The organism is Bifidobacterium simiarum (assembly GCF_002802905.1).
Lineage (GTDB): Bacteria > Actinomycetota > Actinomycetes > Actinomycetales > Bifidobacteriaceae > Galliscardovia > Galliscardovia simiarum.
The window spans coordinates 1-21331 of sequence record NZ_PEBK01000004.1 but is presented as its reverse complement, the minus strand read 5'-3'; the positions used below and the strand labels follow the sequence as shown (position 1 = coordinate 21331).

General features: G+C 63.1%; 14 protein-coding genes. 5 read left to right on the top strand and 9 right to left on the bottom strand.

What is annotated here, in order from left to right; translation table 11 throughout:
• Positions 1-65: 65 nt before the first annotated feature.
• From CSQ87_RS04690 to CSQ87_RS04655, 8 genes are all read right to left on the bottom strand, one after another.
• Complete coding sequence (locus CSQ87_RS04690) at positions 66-548, bottom strand: hypothetical protein (protein WP_133122346.1); 483 nt, start codon at positions 546-548, stop codon at positions 66-68.
• A gap of 403 nt (positions 549-951) precedes the next feature.
• The gene (locus CSQ87_RS04685) at positions 952-2484 is read right to left on the bottom strand and encodes a SpaH/EbpB family LPXTG-anchored major pilin (protein WP_100512730.1); all 1533 of its coding nucleotides are present in this window, start codon (positions 2482-2484) and stop codon (positions 952-954) included.
• 209 nt (positions 2485-2693) lie between these two features.
• Positions 2694-6272, bottom strand: coding sequence for a SpaA isopeptide-forming pilin-related protein (locus tag CSQ87_RS04680; RefSeq protein ID WP_100512729.1), 3579 nt, complete (start codon positions 6270-6272; stop codon positions 2694-2696).
• A 499-nt stretch (positions 6273-6771) separates the two neighbouring features.
• Positions 6772-7272 (bottom strand): heat shock protein transcriptional repressor HspR, encoded by a 501-nt coding sequence (locus CSQ87_RS04675; RefSeq protein ID WP_165776741.1) that lies wholly within the window; start codon positions 7270-7272, stop codon positions 6772-6774.
• Between the two features lie 5 nt (positions 7273-7277).
• Positions 7278-8294, bottom strand: a complete 1017-nt coding sequence (locus tag CSQ87_RS04670; RefSeq protein WP_100512899.1) for a DnaJ C-terminal domain-containing protein — start codon at positions 8292-8294, stop codon at positions 7278-7280.
• Positions 8295-8800: 506 nt separating this feature from the next.
• Entirely contained in the window at positions 8801-9436 is a 636-nt protein-coding gene (gene grpE, locus CSQ87_RS04665; protein ID WP_100512727.1) for a nucleotide exchange factor GrpE, read from the bottom strand.
• Between the two features lie 2 nt (positions 9437-9438).
• Positions 9439-11322 carry a molecular chaperone DnaK gene (dnaK, locus tag CSQ87_RS04660; RefSeq protein WP_100512726.1) on the bottom strand — a complete coding sequence of 628 codons (1884 nt, stop codon included), beginning with the start codon at positions 11320-11322 and terminating at the stop codon, positions 9439-9441.
• A gap of 314 nt (positions 11323-11636) precedes the next feature.
• Positions 11637-13925, bottom strand: a complete 2289-nt coding sequence (locus CSQ87_RS04655) for an alpha-amylase family glycosyl hydrolase (RefSeq protein ID WP_423734772.1) — start codon at positions 13923-13925, stop codon at positions 11637-11639.
• Between the two features lie 222 nt (positions 13926-14147).
• Here CSQ87_RS04655 and CSQ87_RS10880 point away from each other — a divergent pair, with 222 nt between their 5' ends.
• The 5 genes from CSQ87_RS10880 (at position 14148) to CSQ87_RS04630 (ending at position 20094) form a co-directional block, all read left to right on the top strand.
• On the top strand, positions 14148-15191 hold the full coding sequence (locus CSQ87_RS10880) for a hypothetical protein (RefSeq protein WP_100512725.1): 1044 nt from the start codon (positions 14148-14150) through the stop codon (positions 15189-15191).
• 253 nt (positions 15192-15444) lie between these two features.
• Entirely contained in the window at positions 15445-16620 is a 1176-nt protein-coding gene (locus CSQ87_RS04645) for an ATP-binding protein (protein ID WP_100512724.1), read from the top strand.
• Between the two features lie 252 nt (positions 16621-16872).
• Positions 16873-18744, top strand: a complete 1872-nt coding sequence (locus tag CSQ87_RS04640) for a glycoside hydrolase family 13 protein (protein WP_100512723.1) — start codon at positions 16873-16875, stop codon at positions 18742-18744.
• A 66-nt stretch (positions 18745-18810) separates the two neighbouring features.
• On the top strand, positions 18811-19179 hold the full coding sequence (locus tag CSQ87_RS04635; RefSeq protein ID WP_165776740.1) for a DUF4235 domain-containing protein: 369 nt from the start codon (positions 18811-18813) through the stop codon (positions 19177-19179).
• 132 nt (positions 19180-19311) lie between these two features.
• Complete coding sequence (locus CSQ87_RS04630) at positions 19312-20094, top strand: nitroreductase family protein (RefSeq protein ID WP_100512721.1); 783 nt, start codon at positions 19312-19314, stop codon at positions 20092-20094.
• 805 nt (positions 20095-20899) lie between these two features.
• On the opposite strand, the gene CSQ87_RS04625 is transcribed toward CSQ87_RS04630, so the two are convergent.
• The gene (locus CSQ87_RS04625) at positions 20900-21151 is read right to left on the bottom strand and encodes a hypothetical protein (protein WP_100512720.1); all 252 of its coding nucleotides are present in this window, start codon (positions 21149-21151) and stop codon (positions 20900-20902) included.
• Positions 21152-21331: the final 180 nt, after the last annotated feature.

Genomic DNA, 21331 nt, shown 5'->3' with positions numbered 1-21331 from the left:
CACCTCACATGGGCCGGGCGTCCCGCGTGAGGTTCAGCCCGCGTAAAGCCCGGCCCTCGTGAGGGTTACTGGGCGGCGAGCTGCTCCTTGAGTTCGGCGACCTGCGCCTCCAACGACCGAATCCGGGCTTCGAGATCGGCGATGTAATGCGCCTGCTGGACGATCAGCGTATCGGCGATCTCCGCCGACCGCAGCGACGAAGACGCCTCGGACCCATCAAAGGACCCATCAAGGAGCCCGTCAGGGGATCCGTCCCCGTCATGACGCCCGTCCCCGTCACGATCGTGATCACCGGCACGACCGACGGCACGGGCGCGAGGACCATAGCGGAAGATCATCGCGGCTTCCTCCCTGCGGCGGAACATCTCCTCCCACTGCCCGTCACTGAGCCGCTCGCCATCCGAAGGACTGTTGATCCCCGCATCGCTGGCGATCTGACGCCATCGTGAGATCGCACGTTCGATGCGCTTATAGCCGATCAGCGACGACGGCAGACCGGCCTCCGAAAAGATGCGGGCGGGAGACTCCCCCGCAAGATACCGCCGCATGCATTCACGCTTAAATACGGACGAATACCGGATGCGACCGCTGCGCACGCTTTCCACGGCCGGAAGCGAACTCAGGTAAGAGAGTTCCTCAGCCGTGAACGGCTCAGCCCGATGAACCATATTCCCCACCCCCGATCCATACCCACGGATCGATAGACCTCATTGCGATTGATTGCGATTGATGTACGAAACCGGCCACGCGGAAAACCCACATGGCCGGTCAGATATTGAGATAAACGACGGCCGACGCTCCCCGGCTTCCCCTTGAGGGGAAGCTGTCAGTGCAGCTGACTGATGAGGTGGGGACGATGCGTGATCTCTCCACCTCATCCGTCCTGCTTTCGCCGTCCACCTTCCCCTCAAGGGGAAGGAAAAGAGGGGGCGTCCCCCCCCCCAGTCACGTTCACGCGCGCAGTGCGGCGCTCGTGCGACGGGACTTGGCGTACACCGCGGCGCCCGCACCGCCGAGCACGGCGGCCAGCACGAGGAACATCGCGATGCCTGCGGCACCGGTCAGCGGCAGCTGCGTGATCGACTTCACGTTGGTCACGGTGGCGGTGGTGTTGTTCGCGCCGAACTTCACCAGATCGTACGGATCGGAGGTCGGGGTGTCGGCGAACTGCACGTCCGTGGTCTTGGTCTGCTCGTTGTAGGTCAGGGTGACGGTGAACTTGCCGGTCACGTTCTGCGCGCCTTCGGCCACGGTGGTCTCGGACACCTCGTAGGTGCCGTTCTCCAGACCAGCGAAGGAGACCTTGCCGTTGGCGTCAGGGCTGGCGGTGATGGTCTTGCCGTTGGCGTCGGTCAGGGAGAACACGGCCTTCTCCAGACCGGTGGTCGAGCCGTCGGCCCACTGCTTGGTGAACTCGAACTTGTTGCTGTACAGGGTCACCGGAGTGCCCTTGCCGGAGGAGTTGCCGCCGTTGACGACCTCGGCGGAGTTGGTCACCGGGTTGGTCTTGGCGTCGTCGGTCACGGTGGCGTCGTACTTCACGGTCAGCTTCTGGCCGGCCACGCCCTGCAGCTTGTCGAGGGCGTCCTTGGTCAGGGTCACGGTGAAAGTGGCGTCGGTGCCGTTGCCGGTCACGGTCTGATCGGCCGGGTCGACGGTGTACTCGGTGTCGGCCAGCAGGGTGTTCGCGTTGTCGCCGGCGTACACCTTGATGTTGGTCTTGGCGGTGTTGATGGACAGGCCGGCGGAGGCGTAGTCCTTGAACACGTAGGTGTAGTCGTCGGCCAGACCGGTGGTGGAGGGCACTTCGCCTTCGATCGCGTAGTGCAGGGTGTCGCCCACGGTCACGGTGCCGTTGGTGTCGCCGGTCACGGTCTTGGTCGGCGGCACGTTGGTCTTCTGGTTCTTCACGTCGATCTCGCCGGTCATCTTCAGCGCGGTGTTGGCGGTGCCCACGATGATCGGCAGGGACTTCTGCGTACCGGTGGCATCGGCGGTGGTGTCGACGATCAGGTACAGGCCGGCTTCCGGCACGGACAGCTCGTACGGCTCGGCATCGGCGGTCGCCTCGGTGCCGTTGGTCTCGGCGTAGTTGACCAGCGCGTCGGCGAAGGCGCGGGAGGCGGCGTTACTGCCCCACGGGAATGCGGAGTTATCGCCGAACAGCGGATTGCCGGTGCCGTTCAGATCGCCGGACTGGGCCCAGACCAGCGGATCGGTGTTGGCCGGAACGTCCTTGCCGGTGGCGGTCTTGATGGCCTGGACCACGGTGTCGCGGTCGGCGGTGGTCTGCACTTCGGCGCTGTTGGTGCCGAGGTACTTGGCCAGTTCCACGACCTTGAACGTGTGGCCCTGGACCACGCCGTGTGTGCCGGCGTTCAGCGTGATGGTCTCGGCCGCATTGGCGGTGCCGGCGCCGAGGGCCATGCCGCCGAGCAGCGTGGCCGCGGCGGCGAGACCGGCGAACAGTTTCCTCATCTTCATGGGAACTCTCTCCTTTAATTGTTGTTTACTGTGTTCTGCAATCGCGGAGGCAGGAGCAGTGTCGACTGCTTCCGCGATCCGCAAATCTTGATAGGTGTTCAGTTATGCGGTGACGTTGGCGGAGATTCGCTCAACCACCCCCACCCGACTCCGTCGGGAGCCCCCGCCGGCGGGGGCGGGAATCCTCTTCGGGCATGAATTGAACTCCACTACGCCATCGCACCCTTCCTTCTCCGGTATTCGGTGAGGCCGAAGCCGGCGGCGAGCGCCGCAGCCGCAAGGCCGCCGCCGACGATCATCCACAGCCGTCCGGTCGCGTCCCCGCCGGTCAGCGGCAGTGAGGAGACCGTCGCATACCGGTTGGTGAAGTCGGCCGTATGGTCGGTCTTCTGCGTCCGGTCGGCCGCGGCGATCGCATTGCCGCCGAAGTCCTTGGTCTGGGTGAACGACGTGACCGCGGCCTCCCACTTGCCGCTGTCCGCGTTCTTGGCGACGTGCACGGTCACCTCATACGCCGACCGGTCGTATCCCCATCCGGCGGGGGCCTTGTCGGCGTCGTTTTCGGTGATCGTGAACGTGTAGTCCTTGGTGTAGGTGTCGGGGCTGCCGGCCGGGACGGTGAAGGTCAGGTCGCCGAACGTGACGGTCTTCGAGGCGCCGGAGGCGGCGAGGTCGTCCTTGCTGACGCTGACCGCGGTCTTGCCGTCGGTCAGTCCGTCGATGCCGTCTGCCGTGGTGGGGGCGGTCGGCTGCAGGGTGAACGTGAAGTCGCCGGCCGCGGCACGGCCTTCCACGGTCTTCCTGACCTTGATCGCGTTCGTCAGCGTCACCTTGGGCGCTTCGCGGTCGTTGGTCACCTGCACGGTCACGGTACCGGTGACCAGCGCGGACAGTCCCTGCCCGTCGGCGCCGGTGGTGCTCTTGTCCAACTCGGTGCGCTCGTCCGCGGTCTGGCCGGCGGGGCGGGCGTCCTGCGAGGTGCGGATCACGGGCCAGCCCTCGTCACCGGCGAACAGGTAGTCGCCGCCCTGGGCGAGCGGACCGTACTGCAGTGCCGCTCCCCTGCCGCCGTACATCAGCGACAGCGGGTTGGTGCTGGCGGTGTCGTTGATGATCACCTTGCCGTCCGTGCCGGCGGCCGCGGGGTGCAGTGCGGCGAGTCCGCCCTGCTGTCCGGCGCCGATCTGCGCTTCGGTAATCGTGCCGGGGAAGGTCTTCACGTATCGCAGGGTGTCGTCGGTAGATCCGGTCGAACCGAAGGTCGACATCGTGGAGACCAGCTGCCCGACGCCGCGGATCACCTTGATGCCGTCGCCCTTCACGCCGGCGTTGGCATAGATGCCGCTGTCGTTGACGATCACCTTCGTGGCCTTGGCGTTCTTCACGTAGCCGGCGGGGGCCGCGCGTTCCACGAGATAGTAGGTGCCGTTGGTCAGCGGCGCCTTGGCGAGGTCGGAGGGGAACATGTTCGCGCCGGCGAGATTCGGGGTGGTGTTCTTGCCGTCATTGACCCACTGGTCGCCGGTGGTCACCGTGTCGTAGGGGTCGGAGACCCCGGACTTCGGCGTCACGCTGACCGTACCGTCCGCGGCCTCGGTCACGTCCACCTGATCGGCCTTGTAGAGGTCGAACGGCACGCCGCTGAGCGTGTTGCCGGCGTCGTCCACCTTCTGCACGAACAGTTCGTTCTTGATGTTCGGCACGTAGAACCGGGAGGAGAACGCGCGGGTAAATCCGTCGGTCTCCACCGGGAAGATGTTGTTCGCGGTCAGTCCGTTCACGCTGGTGGCGTCGGAGTAGTACACTTCCATGCGGTACTTGGCCTTGGTCTTGTCGGCGAGCATGTAGTAGTAGTCGCTGACGTAGCCGGGCAGATCGTCGAACTGCATTTCGTACTTGCCGCTCGACTGCAGGGAGAACGTGTGGGCCTTGAGCTCGTCGGGGGTCATGCCCTTCAGCGCGTTGACCACGCTTTCGCGGCCCGCGCCGTCCGCCTGGGTCCATCCGTCGAGCATGTTGCCGGTGACGGCCCGCCAGTTGTTGCGGTCGTTCACGTCACCGGTGCCGTCGTATTTGAGTACCACGGCGAACAGCTGCCGGCCGGATTCGACCACGTCCTTGGTCGTGCAGTCGTTCACGCAGGGCGAGCCGGCGTCCGCGGTGGTGAAGGACGATTCGGCGACGATGCTTTCCTTGCTCTTGGCCACGCCGCCGGTCTTCCACACCGGGCTGTCCTTGCTGTCCGCGGTGGGCCAGGAGACCAGCGTACCGCTTTTCACGCCGGACGAGGTGCGCGAAGGCGTGACGTATTTGAGCTGCATGTCGTTGAGCATGCGACTGTAGCCGGCCGGGGCCGAGGTCTCGCGCAGAACATAGTAGGTGCTGTTCGCCTTGTCGGCGCTGGAATCGTTGCCGTACCGCTTGTCGAAGTCGATCACGGTGCCGCTGGCGTCGCGCAGGACGAGCTTGCTGGTGCCGTCGGTGTCCATCGCGGTCACGCCGGTGGCCAGCGGCTGACGGTTGGCCGTGCTGAAGTCGGCGCCGGTGGAATACAGCGCGAATTGCGCGCCGGCCACCGGATCGCCGCCCTGATCGACCTTGATGATGTCGCTGGTCGGCGGTTGCACGAGGTTGTACATCAGCTTCATGTTCGAGTTGCCGGCACCGCGTTCGAGGTAGAAGAAATCGAGCGTGTGGTACGTGCCGTCGGCGAACGTGTTGCCTCTGAAGCTGGTTTCGCCGGCCTTGCCCGCCGCGGTGAAGGCTGCCTTCAGCGTGGTGTCGATGTACGTGTGGGGGTTGTTCGCGTTCCGGTAGGAGGCGCCGTCCTTCACCTGCACGCGGCCGGTGCTGAAGTCGATGCTCAGCGTCAGACGGTCGTGGATGCCACCGACGTCGCCGACCAGCACGCCGTCGATGTACACCCACACGTCGTCGTCGCCGGAGAACTCGTAGGTCATGGCCCGGTTGTCGTTGACCATGCCGTTCACCGGCTGCACGAAGGTGGACTTCGAATGCATGCCGAAGAGATGGCGGATGTCCGCGTCGGTGGAGGAGGCGTCGCTGGTCAGCTGGCCGTTGCGCTCCTGGAACACCTGATCGGCGGTGTTGAACGGGAAGAACTGGCCAGACTGCTGGTCGGCCACCGAATTGGAGGAGTTGACCGCCGGCTTGTCGTACAGGGTGAACGAACCGGTGGAATCGGAGGCGTCGGCCGAAAACGAGGCGAAGTTCCGCTGACTGTCGTAGTAGTAATAGCCGTCGTCGTTGAGCTGCATCAGGCCCTTGACGTTGGAGTAGGCCTTTTTGGCGGTGCCTGATTCCGTGTTGAACAGATAGTTCAGCGACTGGTTGCCGGTCTGGACGCTGGTGTCGGTATTGAGATACCGGACGGGATTGTTCTGCGACCGATTGCCTTTGTAGTAGTTGCCGCTGGCCAGCGTCGGGTAGCCGTCGTCGCCGAGATTGGCGTTGACGATGCCCTGATACGGGCCGCCGACGTTGCTGGTCGATTTGCCGGTCCACGAGTTTATGCTGGCGGTGTTCGGAGCGGCCGAGCCGAGATTGCCGCCTTCGGCGCCGTAGCCGCTGGAGGTGAAGATCAGCTGCTTGCCTTGATTGATGCCGTAGTTGGCGGGGTCCCCCGGATCGGTGTTGTCGTTGGAGTTTCGATTCGACAGCCAGTAGTCGAACAGATCGGTGGTGGTCCCTGCCGGGGTGAGTCCCTGCACGGTGTGATCGCTGACGGCAGCAACGGCGGGGTGCAATGCGATTCCGGCGACGGCCATGGCCGACAGCGTAGCCGCCGATACCACTACGGCAGCAAGCCGATACGCAAGCCCCCCCCCGTGCGAGAACTCGATCCAGTGCGTTTCGCATATTGCTCTTCCTTACCCTACGTCGCGTCGGGAACCACACCCCCAAACCGCACACATCGGGCATGATTCCGTCATCTCATGCCGGGGTGGCCGAACCATATGCTTAGACACCTAGGCACAACTATCTGCGAAGTTAGCACTGCGGCCGCGAACCGTAACACCCCCTCCCCCTTGCCGAGATCAGGGGTTGACCGATCACAATCCGCGATTTTCCGCGACAAACGCCGCACCCCCATACCCCCGATAAAATCCGCCGATTCCCGGCGACACGCGACGCTGCGTCTCACCATGCAAAACAGTGAATGGGGGGGGGGCGAATACAACAAGGCCGTATCACCGGGAACGGTCTCGGCGATACGGCCTTGCAGCAACGCTTGTAACGGGCGGGCCAGCGTACGGGTAGATTGCCTCAGCGGGCGGTGATCTGGAGGATCGTGCGGCGGTACGGGGACCGCTCGCGGGTGCGGCGGATGCGCTGCACCTCGATCACCTCGCCGTCGGCATCCGCCTCGAACACGAGATTGCCCTCCAGACGACGACGCAGCAGACGGTTCTGCCGCTTGAGCTGGCGGTTCTCCTCCATCAGCGCCAGCACGCGGGTGATGCCCGCCAGATTGATCGACTCATCCTGACTCATATGCTGGGCCTGCGTCAGCCGGTCGATGTCGCGCAGACTGTACCGGCGGGCACCGCCCGGCGTACGCTGCGGGACGATCAGCCCCAGTCGATCGTACTGTCGCAACGTCTGCGGGTGCACGTCGACCAGCTGGGCCGCCGCGCTCACCGTGAACACCGGCATATCGGCGTTCAGTCCCAGCTCGTCCACCGTGTCGAGCGTGACGCGGCCGATCACCAGCGCTTCCGCGCACATGGCATAGGCCCGACGGACCTGCGGTGTGATCTTGGTCATGGCGATCAGCCCAGACGCTCGGCGGCGACCTGCTCGGAGAAGTCCTTGCTATGGGAGGCGAACTCCTTGAGCGCCTTCTTCTGCAGCAGGCTGAGATTGGCCGGCACCCTCACGGACACGACGCCGATCAGATCACCGTTGCCCTTCGGACTCTGCACGCCCTTGTTCTTCAGCCGCACCTCGGTACCGCTGTCGGCCCCGGCGGGCACCTTGAACGTCACGATGTTGCCATCGATGTCCTTGGCATCCACCTTGCCGCCGAACGCGGCCTCGGAGACGGTCAGCGGCAGATCCACGAGCACGTCGTGGCCGCGCATCGAGAACTTCGGATCGCTCTTCACATGCACGGTGAGATACAGATCGCCGTGGGCACCGCCGTTCAGTCCGGCATGGCCCTTACCGGCCAGACGGATCTTCTGCCCGTCCTTCACGCCGGCCGGGATATGGGTCTTGAACTTCTTGCCGTCCAGTCCAAGCGACACCGTGGCGCCCTTGATCGCCTGACGGGTCGTCAGATTGATCTTGGAGTTGCGGTCGCGACCGCGCTCCGGCTGCGGGGCCTCCTGATACTGGTAGCCGCCGCGGCCGCCGAAGCCGCCCTGACCGGCCGCGCCGCCGAACGCCTGGAAGATGTCGTTGAGATCGGGGCCGCCCTGACCACCGGTCGAGAAGCGGATACGGGAACCGCCGTTGCCGGCGCCGCCGCCGAACATCGAACCGAAGATGTCGGAGAAGCCGCTGGCATCGAAGCCGCCCTGACCGGAGCCGCCGGCGAAGCGTGCGCCGCCCATGCCGAACTGGCGGATCGCATCGTACTTCTGACGCGTGTCCTTGTTGTTCAGCACGTCGTAGGCCTCGGAGATGTCCTTGAACTTCTCCTCCGCCTCCTTCGTCTTGTTCAGATCGGGATGGTACTTGCGGGCCAGCTTGCGGTAGGCCTTGGTGATCTCCTCGTCTGAAGCGTCCTTGGAGACACCGAGGACCTTATAGAAATCCTTGTTCAGCCATTCATTCTCAGCCATCTCCATGTCTCCTTTCTAAAGAATTCTGTATTGGTTTTCCATTCACTATGTGGTTCAAGTGCGGGGAGGGAATGCCGGCATACGTTGCGCGATACACTCAAGGCCGTTCGGCCCCGCGTCCGGGCAAGCCGGCCGCTAGCCTACGATCGCGCAACGCATGCCGCCCTTCCCTCTCGACCAGCCACCATGTATCACAAGTTATGCGCGAGGGAAGCCGCTCAGGCCGAGTCCTTACGGTCAGGCAACGCATGCCGTCCCGCCTCCGGGTGGGTGCCGCCTTGGCTTCCCCTTTTGAGGGGAAGCTGGCAGCCGTAAGGCTGACTGATGAGGCGACTGCAAACGAATCTTCGTTTATCACCTCATCAGTCGACTATCGTCGACAGCTTCCCTCAAGGGGAAGCCGAATCCTCACTTGCCTTCCCCTTAGGATTTAGCCGTGAAGCGGACGGCAGAGCCGTCCGTAGGCGAAATGCGAGCCGACAGGCGAGCCCTCGAGCAAATCCCTCTCAGGCCTGCGGGGAGACGACGACCACTCGGGCGGCGCGGATCACGCGATCGCCGATGCGGTAGCCGGCCTCGACCACGGCGTCCACCGTTTCCTTCTCGGCGTTCGGGTCCGGCCGATGCAGAATCGCCTCATGCTTCGTCGGATCGAAGTCCTCGCCCTTGACGCCGAACTTCTCCACGCCGAACTTTTCGAAGGCCTTGTCGATCTTCGCGGCCACGGCCTTGAAGGAGTCGTCCATCTCGCTGTGCTCGCGGATGCGATCGATGTCGTCGAGCGCGGGCAGCAGTGCGGTCAGCACGTCGATGATGCCGTGCTGGCGGAAGGTGTCCTTCTCCTTGGCGCTGCGGTTGCGGAAGTTGATGAACTCCGCGCGTTCGCGCTGCAGGGCCTCGAGGTAGTCGGCGGCCTCCTTCTTGGCCTTGCCGAGCGGGGTGAGCTCGTCGGGCTGTTCGGCGTCGGCGGACTTCTCATCGGTCTTGGCATCGGCGGCCTTCGCCTCGTCGGCGGAACCGGCTGCGGAAGCGGTAGCGCCCTCTCCGGAAGCATCGGCAGAGCCGGCGGATGCCGGGTCGTTCTTCAGCGACTCGGCATCCTCCATGTCGTTCAGGTAATCGTCCTTGTTGAACTCAGACATGATTACTTGTTGTCCTTGTCGTCATCGTCCACGACCTCGGCGTCCACCACGTCGTCGTCACCGCCGTTGTTGGCGGAGCCGGCGGCACCGGCAGCACCAGCGCCCGCGGCACCAGCGGCGCCGGCGGCACCCTGCTGCGAGTACAGGGCCTCGCCGATCTTCTGGGCGGCGGTCATCAGCTCGGTCTGAGCGGACTTGATCTTCTCGATGTCCTCACCCTTCAGGGCTTCCTTCAGAGCGTTCACCTTGTCGGTGACCTCCTTGGCGACCTCGTCGGAGACCTTGTCCTTGTTGTCGTTCACAAGCTTCTCGGTCTGGTAGGCGAAGGACTCGGCCTGGTTGCGGGTCTCGGCGTCCTCACGACGCTGCTTGTCCTCGGCCTCGTGGGCCTCGGCCTCCTTGACCATGCGGTCGATCTCGTCCTTCGGCAGGCCGGAACCACCGGTGATGGTCATGGACTGCTCCTTGCCGGTGCCCTTGTCCTTGGCGGAGACGTGCACGATGCCGTTGGCGTCGATGTCGAAGGTGACCTCGATCTGCGGGATGCCACGCGGAGCCGGAGCGATGCCGGTCAGCTCGAAGGTACCCAGCGGCTTGTTGTCGCGGGCGAACTCACGCTCACCCTGATAGACCTGGATCAGCACGGACGGCTGGTTGTCCTCGGCGGTGGAGAACACCTCGGAGCGCTTGGTCGGGATCGCGGTGTTGCGGTCGATGAGCTTGGTCATGATGCCGCCCTTGGTCTCGATGCCCAGCGACAGCGGGGTCACATCGATCAGCAGCACGTCCTTGCGGTCGCCCTTGATGACGCCGGACTGCACGGCGGCGCCGACGGCCACGACCTCATCCGGGTTCACGGACTGGTTGGCTTCCTTGCCGCCGGTGAGCTCCTTGACGAGCTCCTTGACGGCGGGCATACGGGTGGAGCCACCGACGAGCACGACGTGGTCGATCTGGCTCACGGAGATGCCGGCGTCGGACAGCACGTTGTTGAACGGGGTGCGGCAGCGACCCAGCAGATCGGAGGTCATTTCCTCGAAGTGGGCACGGGTCAGGGTCTCATCCAGATGGACCGGGGTGCCGTCGGGGGTCATGGCCAGGTACTGCATGGAGATGCTGGTGGAGGTCGAGGAGCTCAGCTCCTTCTTGGCCTGCTCGGCGGCTTCCTTCAGACGCTGCAGGGCGATCTTGTCCTTGGCCAGATCAACACCGTACTTGTTCTTCACTTCGCCGACCAGCCAGTCGATGATCTTCTGATCCCAGTCGTCGCCGCCCAGACGGTTATCGCCGTTCGTGGCCTGCACCTGAATGGTGGAGAAGCCGTCGTCATCCTTGCCGATCTCCAGCAGGGAGACATCGAAGGTGCCGCCGCCGAGGTCGAAGACCAGAATGCGCTCGTCTTCCTTGCCCTTCTCAAGGCCGTAGGCCAGAGCGGCCGCGGTCGGCTCGTTGATGATACGCAGCACGTTCAGACCGGCGATCTTGCCGGCGTCCTTGGTCGCCTGACGCTGGGCGTCGTTGAAGTACGCCGGGCAGGTGATCACGGCGTCGGTCACGGGCTCGCCGAGGTAGGCCTCGGCATCCCTCTTGAGCTTCATCAGGATCTGCGCGGAGATCTCCTGCGGAGTCCACTTCTTGCCGTCGATCTCAACGGTCCAGTCAGTGCCCATGTGGCGCTTGACGGAGCTGATCGTACGGTCGACGTTGGTCACGGCCTGACGCTTGGCCACCTCGCCGACCAGAATCTCGCCGGACTTGCTGAATGCCACGACCGACGGCGTGGTGCGAGCGCCCTCGGCGTTCACGATAACGGTGGGCTGGCCACCTTCAAGCGTTGCGATGCAGGAATTCGTGGTCCCCAGATCAATACCAACTGCACGTCCCATAATTTGCCTCCTATGGTCTAGGTTCGTTCTACGTTTCTCGCTCAAGTCTCTGCGGATTCCGCCTGACCATCCAGCGCCCGGACGGCCGGTCAGGATCCGGAAGGCTTTTTCGCTTTCCAAAACTTGAGCCTACACCACTCAACTTCCGAATACCAACTTTTATTCCGGATATTCAGGAAATTTTTGGGAAGCGCTCCGGAACATCCGGGCGCATGCACCCGAAATCCACGATTGGCGGTGCGAAACGGCCGTTTTCCGTCCCGAAAAACGGCCGAAAGGCACCATGAATCCGCGATTCCGACCGAAACCGCCGCCTATTCGCACCTCCAGACGCAGAACGACCGCGGCGGGATGGCGATCTGCCGCTCATGACCGCGCGAATAGCTCTCCCAGTTCGCCTCGCCGCACGCCGCAACCCCACGCGAACTGAACACACACTGCCACGCGGAATCATCGACCGGCGCGAACTGCCCCCAGTCATGCGAGGCCCGCAGCACGGAGACGTTCTGCCATGCGATCTGACGAGTGGGATTGACCGTCACGCAGTCGCCGCCGACCCGGAACACGACCACGGAATCGTCGCGCTGCGGCACGATGCGGGGTCCGCCGAAATACGCGGGATTCGCCTTACGCAGCCGGATCAGTGCGGCGTAATACTCCACCAGCCCGCGCAGTCGGCGAGCGCGACGCCAGTCCAGTTGGTTGAGCGCGGCGGACCGGTCGTACGAGTTGTCGCAGCCGTGCTTGGTCCGGGCGAATTCCTCGCCGGACAGCATGAACGGCACGCCGGCCGACGTGAGCACGAGACCGGCGGCCATGCGATTCGCCTCCATGATGTCGCCGCTCAGACTCGGATCGGCATCGTATTCGGCATCCGACGGCCCGGAGTCGGCCGACCAGACGCCCGAATCGGGCAGGGTGCCGCCCAAGGCACCGCCACCCAACGCACCGCCACCCAGATCGCCCACATGACCGAATGCCACCGATCGCATGGCCATGCACAGCTTGTCCCACAACGTCAGGTCGTCATGCGCGGACACGTATTGGACGATCTGACCGACGCTGGCGACCTCGACCTCCGTACCGCGCCAGCCGTCGACGGCCTTCCGCACGCTCGGCGCGAACTCAACGGCCGCGCCGGACACGTAGCCGGGCTTGTGATGGTGGAAGATGTTGCCGCGGATGGAGTCGCGCGTATCGTCGCTGAAGAAGCCGATCCTCGGGTCCAGCCGGGACAGCCCTCGCTTGCCCGCCAGTACGACGTCGGGCCCGACCGCGGTCATGTCGGCCGCCCACGGCTCGCCGTATATGATCTTCGCGGCACCGCCGGGCAGTTCGTCGAGTCGGACGCGCACGGCGTTCATCGTCTCCACGTCGATCAGCCCCATCAGGTCGAAGCGGAATCCGTCGATGTGGTACTCCTCGGCCCAGTACGCCACGGAATCCACGATGTACTTGCGCATCATCGCGCGTTCGGAGGCCATGTCGCTGCCGCAGCCCGACCCGTTCGACAGCACTCCCCCGGCATACCGCCGGCAGAAGTATCCGGGGACCATCCGCTCCAGCCAGTTGTCGGCGGAGTACATGTGGTTGTAGACCACGTCCATGATCACCTTGAACCCGTTCGCGTGCAACGACTGGATCATGCGCTTGCATTCGCGGATGCGGACCGCGCCATCATACGGATCGGTGCTGTATGACCCTTCGGGCACGTTGTAGTTGACCGGATCGTATCCCCAGTTGTATCCGCGCCTCTCCCCGCGGGCGGTCTCGTCCACCGATCCGAAGTCGAAGATCGGCATCAATTGCACGGCGGTGACGCCCAGCCGACGCAGATACGCCATGCAGGTGGGGAAATCTCCTTCGCTGTCCACACTCGTATCGTTGTGGGTGAACGCCAGATACGTGCCGCGGTGATCGGCCGGCACGCCGCTGTGCTCGTCGTTGCTGAAATCGCCGACGTGCGTCTCCCAGACGACGAGTTCGCTGGCGGGAACGTTCGGGGACCGGTCGCCGTCCCATCCTTCGGGATCGGTCTGCCGCAAGTCGACCACCATGCTGCGTCGGCCGTTCACCCCGGCCGCCCGAGCCCACGGGTCGGCGGTGCGGGTGACATGACCGTCGGGGAAATACGCCACGTAGTCGTAGAACGTGCCGTGCCCGACGCCGTCGATATGCGCGACCCATGTGCCGTCAGGGCGACCGTCGCCGCCCTTGCCGCACGTCATCGCATACGTGGCGTACGGCTGGCGGGAGACGTCCGCGTCGCCCTCCTCGCCGGTGCTGGTACCCGGTTGCCAGCCGGCACTCGACGATGCCGCCGGTTCGGGACGGGCAGCCGGACCGCCGGTTCTGCCACGACCGTTGGAGCCGCAGCCATTGGTTCTGCCGCAGCCGCCGTTGGCGCCGCAGCCGCCGTCGCTACAGCCGTTATGGAACAGCCGCAGTTCCACACGGCTGGCGGTCGGCGCCCACACCCGGAACGTGGTGCCGTCGCCGCGACCGGGATCCTCCGTCGGCCGCTCGCTGTCGGGAATCGCTCCCAGATCATCGCCGTCATACGGCTGCACATCGTCAATCGTCGGAATCATCGCACTGGTCATCTTGCACCCCCATCGGCACATCGCTTCCACACAGCAATCTACCAGTCGCGATCTATCAGATGGCGTTCGCAACGACCGGACCGCGCCCCACAACGACGACGTCACCATTACCGATAAATTGCAGACACTGTACTGATGAATTAGCATCAGTTCCACTGATGAATTAGCATCAGTTCCACTGGTGAATTCGCAGGAGCAGACGACCGACGGGAACGGTGGACAGTGGACGAAACAGGGGATATTGAGTTTTCCGCCGATGCGCTGACTCAGATCATGAGCCATATGGCCTCCACCAATGCAAGCCGCAGACGGGAGGAGCGGATTGCACGGGAACGCCAGCGATCCGTCGAACGGCTTATCGACAACGGCGCCCCCACCACTCCCCTGACGTTTGTCAAAACCCTGACCCTTCCTTATGCAGGAGCCTCCCCGATGGGAATAAGCGCCTCGTACAACGGCGATCTTGTGGTTCTCTGGCGGGATCCCAATACCATCCACAGTGCCATATGCGCAGTCGAGTCCCTGCACACGTCCCGATATATGCCATATTCCGCATTCCCCGCGGATGTCGATTACGTGGTCCCCATGCCGAATCATCAATGGCTAGGCGTCTGCGCCCGATCCTCATGGGACGATGAGGGACGTCTCCTCGACGCCGCTTGGCGTATCGACGACGACGGCAAGGTTCTCGCCCACGGCAATATGGGCGACGCCCTGCTGCGCCCTGTGGTCGGCAAGGACGGCACCATTTGGGCGACGTACTTCGACGAAATGCCCTGGCGCGAGGACTCGGATGACGACGAGTACTCCGACGAAGGCCGATATACCGCAGGATATACGGGCATGACCGTATTCGACGATCAGTTCCATGTCGCAGGTCGGCACCACACATCCACGGCGATCACCGAAGTGTATTGGAGCCATACGGATGGCAACGACTTTTGGTATCTGAGCTATCCCGACTGGAATATCGATCATTGGACGCCTCGCGGCTGGAAACAGCCCATACCCGCCGATCAGCTCGACAGCAGTCCATTCATCGCATACCGCGATCGTCTGGCGCGATTCAGCGGCCCCGGGGAAGACCGAGACACGCTATATTACGCTCCCGCCGATCCCTCCGAGCCGCTGCAAGCATGGGACAAGGTCGTGGTGACGTTCCCAGATGGATCGCCGTTACGAAGGGGACGCGTCATCACTTGGGGCAACATGCTGTATTACCTGTATGGCCATGACTGGTACCTGCTAACAGTGTTCAACGACTAGCACGGATCCCATGCCGACTGACGATCGGCCTGAGTCTGACATCGTTCGCAACGACCGGCCCGCACACCACAACGCCGACGACGACCCTACTGACGAATCGTCATAGGTCCTACTGATGAATTATCGGCATTCCTATTGATGAATTATCATCAATCCTACTGATGAATTTGCAGACATCCTATTGACGAATTATCATAAAACCTACTGATGAATTTGCAGGAACGGCATATCAGACATCCGCAAAGGCCAACCAATGATTCCACGAACGATCACTAATTCGCTCAACGACATGCTCACCTGGTTTCCCGTGATTTCGGTGACGGGGCCTCGGCAAAGCGGTAAATCGACGCTGGTTAAAACAGCACTCCCCGATTACGAATACGTCAATCTTGAGGACGCGACGACCCGCGCCATCGCCAACGAGGATCCGGTCGGCTTCATCCGCTCCCACAACGACCATCTCATCATCGATGAGGCACAGCACGCCCCCGGTCTGTTCTCGCAGATCCAGGTCGCCGCCGACGAACGTGGAACCATGGGCCAATACGTGCTCTCCGGATCACAGAATTTCCTCATGGAGAAACGAATCGGTCAATCGCTGGCGGGACGAGTCGGCATGCTGCAACTCCTGCCGCTATCCTACACAGAAGCCTTGCAAGGCAAGGAAAACCTCAGCGTCGACGACTTCATGTTCACCGGCGGCTACCCGCATCTTTACGACGTTCCGACGCCCGCCGACATCTACTTCCGCAACTACATCGCCACCTATGTGCAACGCGATGTAGCCGAATATCTTGACGTGCGCAACGCCTCGGATTTCAATACTTTCGTTCACCTATGCGCCGAGAACGCCGGCGCACTACTGAACATCAGCACGCTCGCAAAGGAGACCGGCATCTCCTTCAACACCGCAAAAGCCTGGCTGTCCATACTCGAAGCAAGCTTCATCGTGTTCCGACTGCGTCCCTATTCGTCGAACACCCGCAAGCGACTGATCAAGACGCCAAAACTGTACTTCTACGACAACGGACTGCTTAACTACCTTCTCGGCATCCGTTCGGCGGCTGAGTTGCAGTCCGACAGCAAGCGAGGCGACGTTTTCGAGAATCTCATTATTTCAGAGACCGTGAAACGGTACCTCAACGCCAACATCGAACCGAATCTCTATTTCTATCGCGATACCAATCAGGCGGAGATAGATCTCGTCGACTGCACGCAGCGACGAAACACCCGACTCATTGAAATCAAATCCGGCATGACGCCGCGGGCCGACTATTTCAAGCATTTGGCCACGATCGGCGAAGACATGAATGTCCTGCGGGAACAACGTATCGTCATATATCGCGGAGATGAAGGATTCCTCAGCAAGAACGGCCGGTACGTCACCGCCGATCAATGGCTACGCGGATCAGCCGAATCAGCCACCTGACCTTCCACATTGACGACGAGCGGTCTGCATGGACAACGCGTGCAGACCCTGAAGCAGCCGGCACACGATTTCTGGACAACGTCATGCCTCGGCGATATTATTAGAACGTTCAAATCAACGCAGTGATACCTCCTCCCATCCCGCAGCCGACGCTTGCGACATCGCCGTCAGCATTGGCCGCGTACGGTATCGGGTCGCGTGGTATCGGGCACACGACGCCCCCATGAAGCAGCCAAGACGAAAGGACCAACAATGACGTTGAACAACGAGCACGACGACTGGTGGAAGCAGGCGGTGGTCTATCAGGTCTACCCGCGCAGCTTCCGCGACACCAACGGAGACGGCCTCGGCGACATCGCCGGTGTCACCGAGCGCATGGATTACCTCAAGACCCTCGGCGTGGACGCCATCTGGCTCTCCCCGTTCTACCCCTCCGAACTGCACGACGGCGGCTACGACGTCATCGACTACCGCAACGTCGATCCCCGTCTCGGCACGATGGACGACTTCGACGCGATGGTCGCGGCCGCACACCGGGCCGGCATCAAGGTGGTGGTCGACATCGTGCCGAACCACAGCGCCGACAAGCACGTCTGGTTCCAGGAGGCGCTGAAGGCCGGACGCGGTTCCGCCGCTCGCGAGCGCTATATCTTCCGCGAGGGCCGCGGCGAGCACGGCGAGCTTCCGCCGAACGACTGGGAGTCGATCTTCGGCGGCCCGGCATGGGAGCGCGTGGACGACGGCCAGTGGTATCTGCATCTGTTCGCCAAGCAGCAGCCGGATCTCAACTGGAAGAACCCGGAGGTGCATGAGGATTTCAGGAAGACCCTGCGGTTCTGGTCCGATCACGGCACCGACGGCTTCCGCGTGGACGTGGCGCACGGCATGGCCAAGGATCTCGAGTCCAAGCCGCTTGAGGAGCTGGGCCACTGGTCCACGCTTGACCAGTTCAACCCGAACGGCGACAATCCGCTGTTCGACCGCGCCGAAGTGCATGACATCTACCGCGAGTGGCGCAAGGTGTTCAACGAGTACGATCCGCCGCGCTTCGCCGTGGCCGAGGCGTGGATCGCCCCCGAGCATCAGGCGCTGTACGCTTCGCCGGACGAGCTCGGTCAGGTGTTCAACTTCGAATTCGCCAAGGCCGACTGGGACCGCGACGCCATGCGCACGGCCATCGAGGAGGGCCTCGCCTCGGCCGACCGGTCGGGATCCACCACCACCTGGGTGATGAACAACCATGATGTGCCGCGATCCGCCAGCCGGTATGCGCTGCCGCAGGTGAAGACGCACGTCTACCATCAGATGGCGCAGGCGTGGCTGCTGCGCAACGGCGATCTGTTCGACGAGGATCGCGCGCTCGGCACCCGTCGCGCGCGGGCGGCCGCACTGATGGAACTGGGCCTGCCCGGTGCCGCGTACATCTATCAGGGCGAGGAGCTCGGCCTGTTCGAGGTGGCGAACATTCCGTGGGATCGGCTGGAGGACCCGTATTCGCGCACGAGCCGCCACCAGTTCGCGGTCAAGGGCCGCGACGGCTGCCGCGTCCCGCTGCCGTGGAAGGCCGCCGACACCCCGCGGATCGCCGCATGGAGCGATCAGGCCATCGGCAGCAGCACCGACGACAACGCGGACGGCCGCAACGCCAGTCTGTGGAAGTTCGGCGACGGCGCCACCGGATCGTTCGGATTCTCGGACGATCGGACGGACGGTTCCCCAGCAGCCGAGCCGCATCTGCCACAGCCGTTGTGGTTCAAGGATTTCGCGGCCGACACGGAAAGCGATGATCCGCAGTCGATGCTGAATCTGTACCGTCGGGCCCTGGATATCCGCCAGCGTCTGCTCACCCCCACCGGGGATATTTCGCTGATGTGGATGGACGATGAGATCACGGCGGCGAACACTGCGGAAGCCGCGGAATCCACGATCGCGTATTCCCGTCCGACCGCGGACGGCCGGCGTCTGATCAGCGTCACGAATTTCGGTGACAAGCCGATCGCCCTGCCGGCGGGCGAGATCGTCCTGTCCTCGATTGATCTCAGCTCGGCCGGTCTCAGCCCGGACGGTGATCATGCCGAAGACGGCCGTCTGCCGCAGGACGCCACCGTCTGGCTGCTCGGATAGTCACCGCCGAACCCGGCCGGCACACGGCATTTCGCCGGTCGGCCGGGTTCGGGGATAATGGTGGACATGACCGATTCCCGTACCAACCGTCAGATCTCGTCCGGCGCCAGCGACGTCGTCCGGCGTCTTGACGCCGTCAACGACAAGGTGACCGCCAAGCGCAAGGCGTTCGAAGCCGACCCCGACGACGCCATCGACAAGATCGTCAAGTTCACGTTCCCCACGATCACCGGCTTCGTGGCCAGCAAACTGTTGGAAACCCTGTGGAATCGGGGCGGCAAGCATGTGGCGAAGCAGAATCCGCTGACCAAGGCGCTTTCCGGCGCCCTGTTCGCCGGGGTCTCCTCCGCCGTCGGATTTCTGGTCTCCCAGGCCGGTGAGCACGGATCGCAGGCGCTGGTGAACCGCCGTCACCGCCGCAACGGCCGGTCATAGTTCCACGTCATCACGCCTCATCACACCGACCGTCCCGATATCGAACCGGTCATCACCGATATCAATAAGCCGGCTTGCGCCCAGAACGGAATTCCGCCGCCGACACGAACGATTCCGGGTCACAATAGAGGCATGACCAATACCTATGATCTTCACAACCCGACCATTGAGACGCTACTGAACCGCCGGTCCATCCGCGCGTTCGCCGACGAAGCCATTCCCGCCGACGTGGTGGATACGCTGGAGACCGTGGCGCAGCACGCCGCATCCAGCCAGTATCTCAACGACTGGTCCGCGATCCGCGTCACCGATCCCGCCGCGAAGGCCAGTCTGGCCGAGATCGGCCACCAGCCGTATATCGCGCAGGCGCCTCTGCTGTACGTTTTCGTGCTGGACGAGCACCGCAACGCCGCGATCGCCGCAGCCAAGGGCGTGGACGTGGATTCCGACGCCTTCACGCTCAACGGCAGCTACCGTTACTCTCAGGCGCAGAACGACGCCGTTCTGGCCCTTCACGCCATGGAGACCGCCGCGTATTCGCTCGGTCTGGGCTGCGTGATCCTCGGATCACTGCTCAACGATGTGGAAGGACTGATCGATCTGCTGGCCCTGCCGAAGTACACGTATCCGGTACTGGGCCTGGCCATCGGCAAGCCGGCGCAGGAACCGACGCTGAAGCCGCGACTGCCGAAGTCGGTGCAGATCTTCGAGAACACGTATGCGGTGGACGACGAGACGATTCTGAGCGACATCGCCGATTTCGACGCCGACGTACACCGTTACTACGATCTGCGCAACACGGAACGTCCGGTGGACGCGTTCAGTGATCAGATCGCCAAGAATGCGGTCGCCCCGATGGGCGCCAAGGTGGTGGAGCCGCTCGCCCGCAAGCAGGGCTTCCGTCTGGATCGGTAGGACCGTACCGATAGATCCGATCGGTATCAATGGTTTCGATCGGATCAGTGGTATCGGCTGAATCAGTGACGACAGCTGAATAATGATGAAAACGGAGCATGATTTCCGATGGAGGTCGGGGCGGTAAGTGGCTCCCGACACACTCAGGGCCGTTCGGCCTCGCTCCGGGGCGTGATGGCGAAGCCTATCACGCCCCTCCGCTGACTACGGTCGGGAACCACTTACCGCCCCTCCGCACCCGCTTCGCTCTCCGATGTCGGAGCGTGGCGGGCCCATTGCAGTCATCCGTCCTGACGGCATGAACTGCCGAAACACCCTGCCTGATGACGGGTAGGCGCTATTCCCGGCCACCGCCGGCGGGGGCCGTCGAGCGGACGCGAGACCGGGGGTGGCCAAACGTAGCATGCCCAGTCGATCCGATATGCAAGCCGACGGCGGGCTCCCGCGGGGCCTTCCCCCTCCGGGGGAAGGTGTCCGGCCCCGGCCGGACGGATGAGGGGTCCGCTAATCCCACCACCCGATCAACACCCATGACATTGCCACTGCGCGCATCACGCTGTCACTCGTGTCGCGCATCATTCGCACATTCATGAACCCATTAGGCACAGAGACGGCATTCGTTGCACGATCGTAGGCTAGTGGAGGTGTTTGCCAGGCTGGTCCAGCAAACACCGGAACGGCGGCCGAACGGCCCTGAGTGTATCGGGCAGCGGATGCCGGCTCTCCCACTGTCAGCATGGCATTCTCAATAGAGAGTCAAATGTCTAGCGGACACTGCACGGTCACGCAACAGTGAAGAACATGGCTAGCGCCGACGGGGCTTGTAGCCCTTCTTCCTTGAATGCGGCTTAAGCTGCTGGTTCAGCGGTGTATGCACCCACGCGTTGTCGGGATCATGGCTGGTCAGATGCCAGGTGCTGCAATACTGGCAGCGGTAGACCCACAGTTCCGTCCCGCGCTCGATGAAGCTCTGGTTGGCGGCCCGTTCGGCCTGGGCCTTGTCATGATACATGATCTTATTGGTGGTGCCGCAGCGCTTCGGCGTAAAGAAATGCATCGCAGCCTCTTCGGGTTTGTTTTCGACTTGCTGCCCTCGACGTGCCGCCGATGGGCGTACATATGAAAAGAGGGGGCTGCCATCAGGCAACCCCCTCGATCATAAAGGAATAAAGCGGCGGTGTGCTACTCTCCCACACCCTATCGAGTGCAGTACCATCGCCGTGCCAGGCCTTAGCTT